This window comes from Roseibium sp. MMSF_3544, from assembly GCF_030732845.1.
Taxonomy (GTDB): Bacteria; Pseudomonadota; Alphaproteobacteria; order Rhizobiales; family Stappiaceae; genus Roseibium.
The window spans coordinates 1-14,219 of record NZ_JASHKA010000042.1 but is presented as its reverse complement, the minus strand read 5'-3'; the positions used below and the strand labels follow the sequence as shown (position 1 = coordinate 14,219).

Below are 14,219 nucleotides of genomic sequence, written 5' to 3'. Positions count from 1 at the left end.
GGTCATTGTGGCTGATCTGAGATTTTTCGAGATTTATCGAAATCCCGAGTATCTCTGGCTTCTATTCCAAGGAGCGCTTGTCAGCGGTGCGCTGACCATCGGGGGTGGCATCTTTGGCTTTCTTGCTGCCTTGTTTCTCGCAGCAGCTAGGCACTATCGCATTCCTGTCCTCATGCAGCTTGCAACGGCTTGGGTCGAGTTCATCCGCAATACGCCTCTGATCGTCCAGATGTTCTTCATAGCCTTTGGGCTACCGCTTCTTCTGGGATACCAGTGGCCTTTCTGGGCGCATGCGCTTTTGGCGCTTTCGGTCAATTTCTCTGCCTATTTTGCAGAAATTCTCCGCGCCGGCCTTGCTTCGGTTGAAAAGGGGCAGGGCGAAGCGGCGAGTGCGCTCGGAATTCCGCAATGGCTTACCTTTTTCAAGGTAAGCCTGCCTCAGGCGGTTGCGGCCATGTATCCCTCGCTCAACAGCCAGTTCATTTTCTTGTTCCTGACGACAGGCGTCATCTCGGAGATCGGTGTAACGGATCTGACCTGGGCGGGATTGTTCATCGACAGCCGCAGCTTCCGTTCATTCGAGGTCTTTTTCACCCTGACACTGATTTATCTCGCCATGTCGCTCATGTTCAAAAGCGTGCTGCGTCTCCTGCACGACCGGCTTTTCAAGTGGAAGGTGGTGCGGTGAAAGAGCTCTTCGCAGACGTCTTTGGCAAGCCCTTCGGGATTGTCCTCTTCCAGCTTTTGGATGCAACCCAGTTTACAATTTACCTGTCACTGATTGCATTTGTCGGAGGCGGGGCGATTGCTGCCGCCGTCACTGTAGCCAGGGTTTCGCCCAGGCGATTTCTTATGGGCCTGTCAACGGGTTACACCTGGTTGTTTCAGTCCGTGCCGTTGCTGATGCTTTTGTTTCTCCTCGGGCTTGGCGTGCCGCATCTGCTCTCTGTGCGCATCGACCCGTGGCATGCGGCAAGCCTGGCGCTGACGCTTTACACAAGCGCCTATCTGGCGGAAGTCTGGTGCGGTGCCATTCTGGCTGTGCCTGCCAGCCAGCATGAGGGTGGCAAGGCGCTTGGCCTTACGCTTTTCCAGATTATGCTGCTTGTGATTTTGCCGCAGGCCATACGCCTGGCAATCGCGCCGACCATCGGCTTCATGGTGCAGATCATCAAGGGAACGTCGCTTGCCTATATCATCGGGTTCCACGACCTGATGACTGTCGGCAAGCGTTGGGCGAACTCTCCCGTACCGGGCACACAGCCTTTTGTCATCTTCCCGCTGATGGCGGTCATCTATTTCAGTCTCTGTTTTCCTTTGTCCGTCTGGTCACGCCGCCTGGAAAAGCGGTTCGGATCAGCATCCGCAGCGGCCCGCGATTAGGCCGCTGAATGATAAGTCGCGCTTTAAACCAAGAAGGAGGGTTGCGAAATGTGGAAGAAACTTACAGGTCTTGGAGGAGCTCTGCTGTCAGCTGCTCTGGTCTTTGCCAGTCCGGCAACGGCAGAACTCAAGGACATCCTGGAATCCGGAACAATCAAGATTGCAACGCCGGAGAACTTTCCTCCCTTTGGATCTCTGGGGGCTGACGGCGAATATGAAGGCTACGACATCGACGTTGCCAAGATGATTGCCGAAGATCTCGGAGTTGAGCTCGAACTAGTCCCGGTGACGTCCAAGCAGCGCATTCCTTTTCTTGAAACCGATCGCGTTGACCTTGTGATCTCGACGCTGGGTGCAAATCCGGAGCGGGCCAAATCGATCTGGTTCTCGCACGCTTATGCCCCGTTCTTTTCCGGTGCATTTGCAAAACCTGATGTGTCCGTTTCATCCATCGCGGACTTTGCCGGCAAGAAAATTGCTGTGACGGGCGGAACGCTTGAGGATCTGGCGATCACCGAGGACGCCCCGGAAGGAACTGAGATCATCAGGTTTGGCGACAACGCCGCAACCATCGCGGCTTATGTTTCCGGACAGACCGATATCATCGTGACCGGAAACATGGTTGCTCTCGGAATTGCCAACGACAATCCGGACTTCAATCTGGAAACGAAGTTCATCATCGCAAACTCACCTTCGTATATAGGCGTGAAGACGGGCAACATCGATCTGTTGCAATGGGTCAACGTGTTTGTCCTGCACAAGAAACTCAACGGCAAACTCGACGAGCTTTCCAAGAAGTGGCTGAAGACACCGTTACCGCCGCTTCCTGCTCTTTGAGATCGATCGAATAGCACGGTGAGCGCCCCGCTGGATCAGGTGAGGGCGCTCTCCAGCCAGCCTGCCGGGTTTCAAGGGTTGCATGCATGCACAAATCATGTATCCCGCTCTTATGAGCCGATTGCCCGAAGCCGCCTCCGGTGACACGCACCCTCCGTTCTACGCCACACCTCTCGGCGTGTGGGCTATCGTTGCGCTCTGGGGCCTGTCACATCTTCTGCTGCGCGCCTTGTCGACGCCTGTTCTCGGCACAGACGACATGTTCGAAAACGTGCTCGTACAGACGCTGGAACCCGGTTACATGCTGCGCCAGCCACCGCTCTACGAGTGGCTGTTGTGGTCCGCACAGCAGATCTTTGGGCCGACCATCTGGGCCGCGCTCTTTGTCAAATACAGCTTGATTTCCTTCGCGGCGCTGTTTCTTTTTCTGATCGCACGCAAGGCGATCTCCGATCCGCGTCTGGCCGCGCTCTGTGCCTTCTCCTATTCGCTTTACTATCAGTTCGGCTGGAACCTGCATGAAGGCGTGACGCACACTGTGGTCCTGACCACAGCCTGCGCGGCAAGCGCGTTCTTTTTCGTCAAGGCACTGGAGACGGGGCGGCTAAATTACTACCTGCTGTTTGGAGCGGTCGCTGGCGCCGGTCTTCTTGGAAAACACTCCTATCCGATCTTTGTGGTCGCACTCGTTTTGGCGGCACTCAGTGACAATGTCTGGCGCCAACGGCTCAAACTATCCGGTCTGTTGCTCGTGCCCTTGGCCGCCGCCATTGTCTACAGTCCTTATGCCTGGTGGATCCTGACAGAAGGTCTTCAGCTCTTCGCCTCCGTTTCAAAAACCATGGGTGTTGCCTCTGAAACCTCGCACGCGGCGCGGGCTGCCGAAGGACTGGGCAAGCTGGCCTTCGGTCTCTTCGGTTTTTCCGTCGTGCTGGTGCCGCTTTTGCTGTTGCTGTTCTGGCCACGGTATCTCCAGCGAAAGGATCCATTGACCCCTGCCGTGCGTGATGTTGCCCGCCTGTGCGGGCGCACAGTCCTTGCGATGATCCTGCTGACGGCGCTGATGATCGCAATTACCGGCGCAACCTATGTCAAGGAACGGCACATGCATCCCCTGATGCTGCTGTTGCCAATATACCTGTTCGCCGATCTGGAGCGGTTCGGCTTTGACAGGCAATGGCGCTGGCTGGCGGCGCTCGTCGTTGCTTTCGTTGCGGTGGTCTTTGTCGCCCGCATCCCTGGATTGATCGCACCGGACAAGTTCTGGTGCGGCGGCAAGTGCCGCCACATGAAACCCTATGCCGAACTCAAGGCGCCGCTGGCGGACCTCGGGGCGTCCGAAGCGACATTGATCGCCGACGACGGGTATACCGGTGGCAACCTTCGGGTTCTGTTCCCCGGCGCCCGGATCGTGACCAAGGCGATTCCGGCGCGCACACCGCCGCGCGACACGTGTCTCTTTGTCTGGGAGGACGGCGAGGAAGAGCCCGGGCTACCTGCGGAGCAGAGATTTGATGAGGTCGCCTTCGGTGAGCACCGCACCCCCGTCTCGGCGCGTTATCTGACCGGGAGCTGGCATCATCTTTGGAAAGCGCCGGACTGGCGGACCACATGGTGGGGCGTCGCCGAGCTCGACCCGTCCGATCCTTTGTGTCGCTGAATTCAGCGGTTCAGGACTGGGATGCAATCAGCGCACCGGCCTTTTGTTCAAGAAACCGGCCAAATTCATCATGGCCGTTGAGAACGCTTGGGCACCAGATCCGGCCGACACCCGTTACCTCGATATAGTCGGCCTGCGCGATATAGGAATGTCCCGCGCTTTCCAGGTTCTCCCATGGGACGGATCTGGCTTCGCAAAACGGACTGTGGAAGTAGATCCTGTTCCGGTCATAACCGAAGCGGACGAAGAAGATCTGGTAGTTGATGGCAATCGTGACCGCCAGAAAGGCTGCAGAGAAGACGAATGCGAGTGCGATCTGCTTTGCCGGGGCGTGGGCCATCACGAAGATGACGAAAACCGCGACAGGAATGAGTGAAGCCGTAATGATCTTGACGGGCCAGCCATAAGTGAGAAAACACATATTGCCGTTTCTGGCGGCATTGGGCTGCGCGGCAGCCGCCGCCAGCCAAAGAAAGCCGGAGCCAATCAGCCCCCCGGCCAACGCAAATTCCCAACTGCCCCAGTCGGTCATGCTTGTTGCACCTGTCTTCTAGCCAAGATGGTGCATAACGGTATGGACGCCGCTTTAAATCTTGGTACATCGAATGGTTCGAATTCGATTCAATTTTTAACGGCGGTCGACTGCCCAAGAGCTGACGTGCTAAGGCGGACAAACTGGGACGAAAAGCTGGGAGTGACCGTGGAACGCCGGGAAAAGAAACCGATCCGGATCGAGAAGGCCGGTATCAATCACCTTCGTGAAATCGTCGCCGTCATCAATGCGGGCGCAACAAGAGTGAGAAAAGACAAGGAATTCGATAACTGGCAGGACTACAGCGCCGCTTTTGAAGCGCTTGTTCAAGCACCAGAGGCCGATATCTATGTCGCGCTGGACGAGGCGGGGGACGTGGTCGGAACCTACCAGATCCATTTTCTGAAGGGACTTGCCTTCATGGGGCGGCCGCGGGCCGAAATTGAAAGTGTTCACGTGCGCTCCGATCAGCGCGGCACCGGCGTCGGGCGGATCATGATGGATCACGCCGAGGATCTGGCGCGCAAAGCCAACGCTTGCATGGTTCAACTGACCTCGAACCGGGAGCGTGACGGATCGCACCATTTCTATCGCAAGCTCGGCTACGATCAGAGCCATCTTGGCTATAAGAAAATGTTGATGTGACGAGCACCAGGGCCGGAAAGACGGTCGCAGCGCGAAGAAAAGAACCCGCTCAATTCAGGTCACGGTGGGCTCGACGGTTATCCTCAAAGCCCCCGGATCCAGTCCAGACACTGCTGCGCTAGTTTTTCGCGACCTTCTTCAAGCTGCATGTAGTGGCACCGTCCCGGCACCTCGACGAAGGTTGCGAGATCGCCGTAGCGGTTTGCCATCGACTTTGCCGTTGAAGGCGGTACGACCTTGTCTTCGCTCCCTGAGAGGAACAGGAGCGGAGTGCTGGCGCGTGAAAAATCGACCTTGGTGGTCTGATTGACGTCATACATCCAGAAGAACAGCTCAAACAGCACCTGACCCGACTCAGTGCTAAGCCGGTCGCAGATCTCATGTTGCTGCTCGCTCGGCATGGTGTTGAGCCCATAAGTTGCCAGAAGATCGAAATCCTGCCCGGGAACCTGGTCCCAGAAGGGGCCGGCGGACATGAACATCTTGCCGAGTGCACGCTCCATTTCGGTCGTTGGCACGGTCCCGTTGATGATCGAACTGTTGATCAGGACCCCCGCGCCGATGAGGCCGCGTGAGGCGAGCAATTGGGCGATCAATCCCCCGAGCGAATGACCGATCACCACGGGTTTGGCGTCAAGCGTCTCCAGAAAAGCCGCGATATCGCCGACATAGTCGGCAATGCTGGTGCCGCGCAGCGCGTTTGTCCGTTCCTCGCCGTCCGGCAGGTCGTGAAACCGGTATGTGGGGGCATGGCAGTCAAAGCCCTGGCCCTCAAAGAAGTGAAAGAGCGGGTCCATCGTCCAGGACGAGGCATTGGTGCCGTGCAGAAAGACAATCGGTGGCGTCGACATGGTTCAGGCTCCGCAAGTGAGGGAGAAGACGGTGCAATTGGCGTGCTTGAAAAAGTGCCCAATTTTCCGCTTGGTGAACAGAGCGTTTAGATGCCCTGTCAATTTTTCGGCGAATGTCATTGAAATATAAGTCAAATTCGACCTGATATAATTACCATCGCGTAAATTTCAGAGTTATTTAAAGTTTTATTCGGTTTGCGTTAAACCTGTTTTTTTACGAGCCATTTAACTGCTCCTGCTGAAGTAGATCTCAAGAAACGAAAGGGAAAGCTTCACGAAAGCTTGCGTTTCTAGGGAAGTCTAACAGAGGACGAAAGGGGAGCAACATGGCTCGTTTTGAAATGCATTCGGCCGATATGGCCGCCATGGGCGAAAAGCCCGTCACTGCCGACATTCTGTTCCAGATGGGTCTGGACAGCGCCTGCGGCCGCAATGGTGAAACCGACCTGGTCACCGCGCACAAGTGGTTCAACATCGCTGCGCTCAAGGGCAACAAGGCTGCCGTTCAGTACCGCAAGGAAATTTCCAGCGAAATGAGCCCCTCCGAGATCGCCGAAGCGCAGCGCTCTGCGCGTGAATGGCTGTCGATGCATTGACGGCGGCAAGGGCTGCCGGCCAGACGGCACCTGAACCCGAATTTTCAATCTGACGCGGCAGAACAAGACCTTCTGTCGCGTCCGGATTTATTGCTCAAAATCACTTTTGCCCGGTCAATGAACCGGAGCAAGACCGTGTTCGTCCCAGAGCGAGCGGTCAATCGCCTCACCGGTTTCGGGTGCAACTATGCTGCCTTGGGTCGAAGTTTGCGTGCGTCTTTTCCCAGCTCGGACATGCTGTTGCAACTCGTGTCTGCAAGCTATTGGTGTTACCTTGAAGTCCACCAAGACTGTTTGAGCAAGCTGATGTCGAGCACTCGCAAGATTTTTCGCCAGGCTATCGATTTTGTTTTCTTGATGTTTCTTGTTTTGCTGGCGCCAGTTGGGAATGCGGCAGCTCAGGAAAGCCGCGTGGCGCTTGTGATTGGGAACGCCGCCTACGATCACGTTTCAAAGCTTGCGAACCCGGTAAATGATGCCACCGATATAGCAAATGCACTCGAGCGGATTGGGTTCGAGGTTTCGCGTGGCATGGACCTCGACTTCCGGGGCATGCGGCTCGCTCTTCGAGATTTTGCACGAAAAGCGATCGATGCCGATGTGGTGATTGTCTATTTCGCAGGGCATGGCATCGAAATTGACAACACCAACTACCTGATCCCGACCAATGCCGAATTGGCGAGCGATCAAGACGTTGAGTTCGAGGCTCTTCGGCTTGATGCTGTTGTTGCCGCGGTTGCGAATGTAAAGGGTTTGAAGGTGATCCTTGTGGACGCCTGCCGGAACAACCCATTCCTGAGGGATATGACCCGCACGTCCGCGACAAGGTCAATCGGACGGGGACTCGGACGCATCAATCCAGGCGGTGTTCTGGTTGGTTACGCGGCCAGAGGTGGCACGTTGGCGCTTGATGGGGCCGGCCGCAACAGTCCTTACGCGCAAGCGCTTCTCAGCCATATCGAAGAGCCAGGCCTTGAGCTTGGAAAGATGTTCAGGAAAGTCCGCGACAAGGTGTTCGATCTGACCGATGGGTATCAGGAACCCTTCACCTATGGATCCCTGCCGGGGAAAGACATCTTTCTCGTCCCGGCACTTCCTGCAGTTTCAGACAGAGACGATGGCGAGAAAATTGCCAAGGATTTCGAGCGGGCTGATCAACTTGCAAGTGTTGAAGCCTGGAATGGCTTTTTGGAGACTTATGCTGACCGCTCAGATCATCCATTGACACGTCTGGCAAGGCGCAAGCGCGACGAAACTTTGTTGAACCCTGGAAGTGAGAAGGGTCTTGTTGGATCAGAACCACAAATCTCATTGCCGGAATGGTGCGGCAATCCGAACGAGGCGGCCCAGCAACTCATTTGTGAAACCGAAGAGTTCATTGTGGCTGAAGCGCGTATCGCACGGCTTTACCGATCGAGATTGGACTACCTCAGAGGAGGCGACGTTTACGGTCAGGTTATCCTTGACCATGCTGCATTCGGTGATGCCAGGACGGCCTGCGGAGCGGACCCTCAATGTCTCAGACCACTTTATAGTCGCCACTCCCTTGCATTGATGGGTTTGCCTGCCGGTCTGACGCCAGATCAGCAGGTCGTCTATCAAGTGCAAACAGAACTCAACCGTCTGAGCTGCGGAGGTGGCGAGCCCGATGGGTTAACTGGTGCGCTGACGCGTGCGGCGATCAACCGGGTTTCCACGCGGTCCGCTGGAACCATGGCAAGTGGTTCTCTCGCCAATTCAGTCGAGACGCTCGCGAAGCTCAGGGCACTTCCTGACGGATTGTGTTCCGTTTTAACGCGGGCGAAAACTGAGCCGTCTCTCCTCACCGGGACCTGGCGTCTGACAACCACGTGCCCGAAGGGCAGTCAATGGGCGGAGGGGACTTCAATTGCGAGAGTCGTAATTCGCCACGAGGGTGAGCGATCGTATCGGGCCGAGTTTGGAGCGTTGCCATTTGCTTACCCCGCAGAGTTCGCGGGAAAACTGACACATGAGCCCAAGCTGACATTTACGTGGACAAGTCCTGATACATCGTGGCGTGTGATTTATGTTTTCGAACCCGGTGACGACCCGTCTGCGATCAAGGGACAAAGCACATACCGTTGTGAAGTGACGCTTAGCCGTCGATGAAATCGCGGAATTGTCAACCGGAACACTTACTAACTAAAAACTGTCTCTGGATCTTTTTTTAAGCTTTGGTCAATACCGTGCTTGGACATTAGCCGACCATCCCAAAAATCCGCGTTATTCAATGAACTGGAGCAAGACCGTGTTCGTCCCAGAGCGAGCGGTCAATCGCCTCACCAAGTGCGAACTCAAAGCCGACGATATCGCTGACGCTTTCCGAGAGTCGGCACTTGTAGGCGATCTCGTACCAGATACGGTTGCTCCGCAGCGCAGCTGCCGGTGCCGTGATTACATTTTTCCTTTGAATGGAATTTCGAAAAGCGTGTGGCGCCAGTCGCGTTGGACGGAAGTTCGGATGTGCGTGCCTGACTTGTTCCATGGCTTCCAGAGCGCAGAGCTGTTCTCGCCGGTCGCCGCTCACCAGTGTCGTCAAAGCCAGTCGTGCCTGAGCGGACCGCGGGTCGCTGAGCACGCTTTTCGCATAGTACGCCGTTGCAAGGTGCCAGTTTTCATCCGGTTGTTGCAGGTTTGCGCCTTGAACCGGATTGTCTTGAGGCTCGGATGCTGCGCCCTCAGATCTGTCCGCACTTGGAGGAATTGGGGCCAAGGCTGGAGGAGGGGCAACGGTCCTGGCAAACTCGCGGAAGGGCAGAATGTCGACGGCGAGTGGGACAGAAGCAGGTATATCAGGCCCGGCTATCCGGTCTGTACTTAGCAGAAGGGAAAACAGCAGAACATGGACCCAGACGGCACAAATCCAGGAAAATCGTTCTGCGACAAACCGATGAACAGCCTGATGTTCTGCTACGCTCACGCAGTTGGGTCCGTTGGTGGAGGTGCAACTTAAGCTAGCATCATGATGCGACTATGTGTTCAAATCTTGGACCAAATGACTTGAGCGCGCGTCTTCCCCTTTGTCTTGTTGTCAACGCGTGGAGGTTCGTTGTTTCGACCTTGGTCATGTATTTTGGGCCTTCGTGCGTCGGGTTTCATGGCAGTGGACTTTGAGACAAGCTCAGAACAGCCCGATGTCAGCTGTTGGTGACTTTCCTGTTGAAGCGAACCTTCGCCTGCCACACGGCCAATCCCACCAGAACGCCCCAAAAGGCGCCGCCGACTTCAAAGAGCACCATGCCGCTTGCGGCGATCAGAAATGTGAGTGCAGGTGCTTCCAGCTGGTCTTTGTCGACGAAGGCGGCTGATATCGAACTCACCAGCGCCGGCATCAAGGCAAGGCCTGCAACAGCGGTAATAAGGCCGGCCGGCGCCAGACCAGCGAGCGACGTGATCAGGCCGGCAGCAAATGCAATGAGTGTGTAAACGATACCCGACACGATTGCCGCCCAGTATCGTGTCTTGGGGTCATGTCCCGCATCTTCGCCCGCCATCATGGCCGCGGTGATCGCGGACATGTTCACCGGCACTGCCCCGAACGGCGCGATGGCCAGGCTGACAAGCCCGGTTTTGCGCAACAAGGGCTGGCGGTCGACGGGATAGTTGTTGAGCTCCAGCACCGCGAACCCGGGAATGTTCTGGCCCGCCATTGTGACGAGGTAGAGTGGAATCGACACGGAGATGAAAGCCTGAAGCGTGAAGATCGGGAAGATGGCGGTGAACTGCGGCAGCCACTGGAGCCCGTCATTGGGCGCTCCGTCTGTCGTCGTGACGGAAAAGAACAGGACAACCAGAAACGCGACCACTGCAAACGGCATGGCGGCGAGCCTGTTCCAGGTTAGCCCTATGAGCCAGGCAACCAGAACCGGCAGCACGAGTGCCGGTATGGTTCCGAGCGCCAGCGCGGGAGCAAGACACAGCTTGAAGAGAACCCCGGCCAGCAGCCCGTTCGCAATCGGTTTGGGAATGGAGGCGACGGCCCGGCCAAGAACTGGAATGAAGCCTGTCAGGCAGATCAGCACCGCGCACAGGATCAACGCACCGACAGCCTCGGCCATGCCACCCGGGAGCATGACGCTCGCTGCCAGAAAGGCGGCGCCGGGCGTGGACCACGCGACGGCTGCGGGGATGCGCGTTACCGCCGGCAGCCAGATACTGCAGATCCCCATCCCGATCGTTGCGAAGAACAATCCGGTCGCAGCCTGGGTATCTGTTGCCCCCATGGCCGAAAGCCCTGCCAGCACGATGGCAAAGGAAGCCGAATATCCCACGAAAGCGGCCAGAAGCCCCATGTAGAGGGCAGGAAGGGTCAGGTCTTTTGTCATCGGAGGGTTATTCTGCAGAGCGTATTGTCGATCAAGTCGTGGCGGGCGAGCGCATCACTTGAAGCACATTGCAGGCTCTCACGAAAGCGTGTTGGCAGCGCTCGTGTCGGCATCAGGTCTGGCAAATTGTCCCGAAGCGTGGCCAAATCCTCAAAACCGATTGCGCGTCGCGACCCGTTGGCACCGCTTCGGACTCACGTAGCGGCGGCATTGTCTTCCGGCAAGAAGTGGCAGGGCAGGGGGCCGTGGAAAATTTCCCGTTCCGCAAAAAACGCCTTGAACTGTGTTGCTTTTGTTCGTACACGGGCATTACCGGAGAGGTGGCCGAGTGGTCGAAGGCGCTCCCCTGCTAAGGGAGTAGGCGGGCAACCGTCTCGAGGGTTCGAATCCCTTCCTCTCCGCCATCCCGCACAGCAATCCAATATCACCCAGACGCGTTTGATGGCGATGTCGTCCCAAAGTGCCGGCAATTCGTCTGCGCGGCGCAGCGATCGCTTTCAAAGCGGTCAAGATGTTTCGCCAGGGCTGGGCCAGCAAATACCTGAAGCTATAGGAATTGATGCGGTTCCTGCGCGAAGATTGAAAGTGGTCGGGGGCATTTTCGACTGCCAGTACGGTGGAACAAAGCTTTTCGTGGCAACGTTTTTAGTGGCCAGATTGGCGCTGCGAGCGGGCTGACGAAGCTGTTGCTTGTCAACGCGCTAACCTCAAATTTTTTTGCCTTTAGCGGGAGACACGAAGGTCATGTGATTGAAGGAAAGGGTGCTCACCAGCCCTAATCGAATTCGAACCTGTTTGAGACCATTCCTTACGTGACCAGGCACTCTCTGCCGACACCGTGTTCTTCGAGGATTTCTGCGATCGACCCGTTCCGAAGCTGCTTGCTAAGCCAAGCTGCAAGTTCTGCGGTCGCAGCCGGACGGCCCTGAGGGACGCCAATGGCCTGACGGATCTCCATAAACGGAGGGTCTAACACCCGGGTTCCCGGCCGCTTATCGGCTTCCGCACGCATCACCGTGTCTATGCCTGCAATCGCCGCGACGCCGCCATCGTCCAGTGCCCTTGCCAGGCTCTGGAAGTTTCGAAAGATGACCAAATGCTCGGACCCGGGCCTGCGCTGCAAGGTCAGTGTATAGGCGCTGCCTTCGACTGCACCAATCGGCACTCCCGAAGCAACGAGTTCTTCAGCCCCGGTTGCCGTCGTCGCCGGGCCCGCAAGGTAGCTGCCCTTGATTTGCAGGTACGGCGGGGCGAAGGCAATCATCCGCGCCCGCAAAGGGTCAAACGCCAGAAAACACAGATCCCATTTGTCTTGCTCCGCGGCGGACACCACGTCTGCGGCGCGGTCATATTCGACAAAGCGCAGGTCAAGACCCAGGTGCTGCGCCAAGGCACAGGCGATCGATATGCTTATGCCGGCCGGCTCGCCGCGCGGCGTCCTTCCGGCCAAGATCGGGTTCCCGTGGTTGAGTGCGACGCGCAGAATGCCCGTTGGTGCGAACTCGGTCAAAAGTGAGGAAGCGTGCGAGAGTGGCATATCCCTGGCCTTGTCGCGAGATACAAAATTTGGGTTTTCGAAAGTCCAGTATCACCGGTCTCCGATATCATTCGCCATAGACAAGGTTAGGCAGGAAAAGGCTGACTTCGGGTACAAGCGTGATCAGCATCAACAATCCTGCCATCAGGATGACGTAAGGGATGCAGCCGCGCATCACGTCCTTGATCGGGACCCCGGATATGCCTGAAAGCACAAAGAGGTTCAGTCCGATGGGAGGCGTCAACAGGGCCAGCTCCATGTTGATGATGACGACAATTCCAAAGTGAACCTTGTCGATGCCGACGGTTTCCAGCGTCAGGACAATCAATGGAACGAAAATCAGGATCACCGAGATGACTTCGAGGAACATGCCCAGAAACAGCATGATGAAGTTGGAAATCAGCAGGATCTGCAGGGCAGATAATCCGGAGTCGTTCAAATAGTCGGCCAGCGACCGCGCGATACCTTGACCAATCAGCCAATGGGCCAAGGCCAGCGCGGCCAGGATAATGACCATGATCTTTGCGGTCTCACGAAACGATTCCGACAACAGAAACGGGATCTCGTTGGTTGAAACGGCACGGTAGAAAAGCCAGCTGATCAGAATGGCCATCGCTGCCGCCGCGCTGGCTGCCTCGTTGACGGTCAGGAGCCCGGAATAGATCCCGCCGAAAACAACTACCGGCATCGTCAGTCCCGGTATTGCGCGCGCGCTTGCGCGACGGATCGCAACGGGGTTGAAAACACCTTCGGATGGCATTTTGCGTCCCCGGAAGCGAACGTATATCAGGAACAAACCAACCTGGAGGAGGCCGGGCACGACCCCTGCCAGAAACAGACGCGGCACCGATTCCTCAACCACAAGGGCGTAAATGATCATGGGTAGGCTGGGCGGGATCAGGATGCCAAGCGTTGCCGCCGCGCCGAGTGTGCCGGTGGTAAAACTGTCGGGGTAACCGCGCGCGCGCATTTGCGGAATGAGTGAGCGGCCCATCGCGAGCGCTGTTGCAACCGAAGACCCGCTGATCGCGGCGAAAAGCGCGGTGGCCGCAATGCAGACATAGGCGAGGGCGCCGCGCAAGCTGCCAAAGATCGACAACGCAAAGTCGACCAGGACCTGAGATATCCGGCCGCGTTCCATGAATGTGGCTGCGATGACGAACATCGGCACCGCCACAAAGGTGGGCGTATTCAGGTGATCTGCGAAGAATTGCGAGAACGCGACAATCGGGATGCCTTCTTCGTGCCACGCGATGGCTGCCGACACGCCCAGTGCCAGATAGATGGCAATGCCGCTGAACAGCAAGATCAGGAATAGGCTGAAAATCAGGGTTATCATTTGTCTTCAGCTTTCCAGAAATTGAGAGTTGGCCAGACACGTGCTGCCAGACGCAACAGGTAGGAAACCGAGGACAAACCAAATCCCACGGGCACGGCGAGTATGTAGAGCCACATCGGAAACTGGAGCGAGGTGTCCGAAATCTGCCCCAGCCGATGCGCCAAGTCCGTCGCCAGATAACCGCCCCATGCAACCACGGCGCAGAAGACAGCCCCGGCGATATCCTCGCCAAGCCCGATGGCACGACGCATCTTCTGCGGAATGGCATTGACCAGAAAATCCGCTGCGATGTTCTGGCCTCTCAGGACCAGTATCGGCAGCGACAGCATAAGACCCCAGGCCATCATGTAGGTTGTGACTTCTGCCCCCCAGTCGGGCAGTCCACGCGGGTACAGGACCCGAAGCACCGTCTCGTTGAGCGAAATCCCGATCACGCCGAGCGCCAGAACCGAAAGGATCGTGACGTTCAGCAATCCCAGAGCCTTCGTGGCCC

Annotated in this window: 14 protein-coding genes and 1 tRNA gene; 8 read left to right on the top strand and 7 right to left on the bottom strand. The window is 56.9% G+C overall.

Features of this window, described 5'->3' with window-relative positions; genetic code table 11:
- The first annotated feature begins 7 nt into the window (after positions 1–7).
- The 4 genes from RBB47_RS30135 (at position 8) to RBB47_RS30120 (ending at position 3,880) form a co-directional block, all read left to right on the top strand.
- Positions 8–688 carry an amino acid ABC transporter permease gene (locus RBB47_RS30135; RefSeq protein WP_305989639.1) on the top strand — a complete coding sequence of 227 codons (681 nt, stop codon included), beginning with the start codon at positions 8–10 and terminating at the stop codon, positions 686–688.
- Positions 685–1,383 carry an amino acid ABC transporter permease gene (locus RBB47_RS30130; RefSeq protein WP_305989638.1) on the top strand — a complete coding sequence of 233 codons (699 nt, stop codon included), beginning with the start codon at positions 685–687 and terminating at the stop codon, positions 1,381–1,383. Before RBB47_RS30135 ends, RBB47_RS30130 begins: the two co-directional genes overlap by 4 nt.
- Before the next feature lie 48 nt (positions 1,384–1,431).
- On the top strand, positions 1,432–2,220 hold the full coding sequence (locus RBB47_RS30125) for a transporter substrate-binding domain-containing protein (RefSeq protein WP_305989637.1): 789 nt from the start codon (positions 1,432–1,434) through the stop codon (positions 2,218–2,220).
- A gap of 82 nt (positions 2,221–2,302) precedes the next feature.
- Positions 2,303–3,880, top strand: coding sequence for a glycosyltransferase family 39 protein (locus tag RBB47_RS30120; protein ID WP_305989636.1), 1,578 nt, complete (start codon positions 2,303–2,305; stop codon positions 3,878–3,880).
- Between the two features lie 10 nt (positions 3,881–3,890).
- Here the strand turns inward: RBB47_RS30120 and RBB47_RS30115 are convergent, their stop codons facing one another.
- Positions 3,891–4,412, bottom strand: a complete 522-nt coding sequence (locus RBB47_RS30115) for a hypothetical protein (protein WP_305989635.1) — start codon at positions 4,410–4,412, stop codon at positions 3,891–3,893.
- A 126-nt stretch (positions 4,413–4,538) separates the two neighbouring features.
- Between RBB47_RS30115 and RBB47_RS30110 the strand changes: the two genes are divergently transcribed.
- Positions 4,539–5,057 (top strand): GNAT family N-acetyltransferase, encoded by a 519-nt coding sequence (locus RBB47_RS30110; protein ID WP_305989634.1) that lies wholly within the window; start codon positions 4,539–4,541, stop codon positions 5,055–5,057.
- An 83-nt stretch (positions 5,058–5,140) separates the two neighbouring features.
- On the opposite strand, the gene RBB47_RS30105 is transcribed toward RBB47_RS30110, so the two are convergent.
- Entirely contained in the window at positions 5,141–5,908 is a 768-nt protein-coding gene (locus RBB47_RS30105; RefSeq protein WP_305989633.1) for an alpha/beta hydrolase, read from the bottom strand.
- Positions 5,909–6,234: 326 nt separating this feature from the next.
- Between RBB47_RS30105 and RBB47_RS30100 the strand changes: the two genes are divergently transcribed.
- Both RBB47_RS30100 and RBB47_RS30095 read left to right on the top strand, forming a co-directional pair.
- A complete protein-coding gene (locus tag RBB47_RS30100; RefSeq protein WP_305989632.1) occupies positions 6,235–6,504 on the top strand; it encodes a hypothetical protein in 270 nt (89 codons plus the stop codon).
- Positions 6,505–6,915: 411 nt separating this feature from the next.
- Positions 6,916–8,634, top strand: a complete 1,719-nt coding sequence (locus tag RBB47_RS30095; protein ID WP_305989631.1) for a caspase family protein — start codon at positions 6,916–6,918, stop codon at positions 8,632–8,634.
- Positions 8,635–8,752: 118 nt separating this feature from the next.
- Here the strand turns inward: RBB47_RS30095 and RBB47_RS30090 are convergent, their stop codons facing one another.
- Together RBB47_RS30090 and RBB47_RS30085 are read right to left on the bottom strand one after the other, a co-directional pair.
- Complete coding sequence (locus RBB47_RS30090; RefSeq protein ID WP_305989630.1) at positions 8,753–9,445, bottom strand: DUF930 domain-containing protein; 693 nt, start codon at positions 9,443–9,445, stop codon at positions 8,753–8,755.
- A 217-nt stretch (positions 9,446–9,662) separates the two neighbouring features.
- Complete coding sequence (locus RBB47_RS30085) at positions 9,663–10,868, bottom strand: benzoate/H(+) symporter BenE family transporter (RefSeq protein WP_305989654.1); 1,206 nt, start codon at positions 10,866–10,868, stop codon at positions 9,663–9,665.
- A gap of 296 nt (positions 10,869–11,164) precedes the next feature.
- Between RBB47_RS30085 and RBB47_RS30080 the strand changes: the two genes are divergently transcribed.
- Positions 11,165–11,254 (top strand) — tRNA-Ser (locus tag RBB47_RS30080).
- Positions 11,255–11,658: 404 nt separating this feature from the next.
- On the opposite strand, the gene RBB47_RS30075 is transcribed toward RBB47_RS30080, so the two are convergent.
- From RBB47_RS30075 to RBB47_RS30065, 3 genes are all read right to left on the bottom strand, one after another.
- Positions 11,659–12,387 (bottom strand): transporter substrate-binding domain-containing protein, encoded by a 729-nt coding sequence (locus RBB47_RS30075; protein WP_305989629.1) that lies wholly within the window; start codon positions 12,385–12,387, stop codon positions 11,659–11,661.
- A gap of 67 nt (positions 12,388–12,454) precedes the next feature.
- Entirely contained in the window at positions 12,455–13,726 is a 1,272-nt protein-coding gene (locus RBB47_RS30070; protein WP_305989628.1) for a TRAP transporter large permease, read from the bottom strand.
- A partial coding sequence (locus RBB47_RS30065) for a TRAP transporter small permease (protein WP_305989627.1) occupies positions 13,723–14,219 on the bottom strand: 497 nt, incomplete at its 5' end. The genes RBB47_RS30065 and RBB47_RS30070, both read right to left, overlap by 4 nt.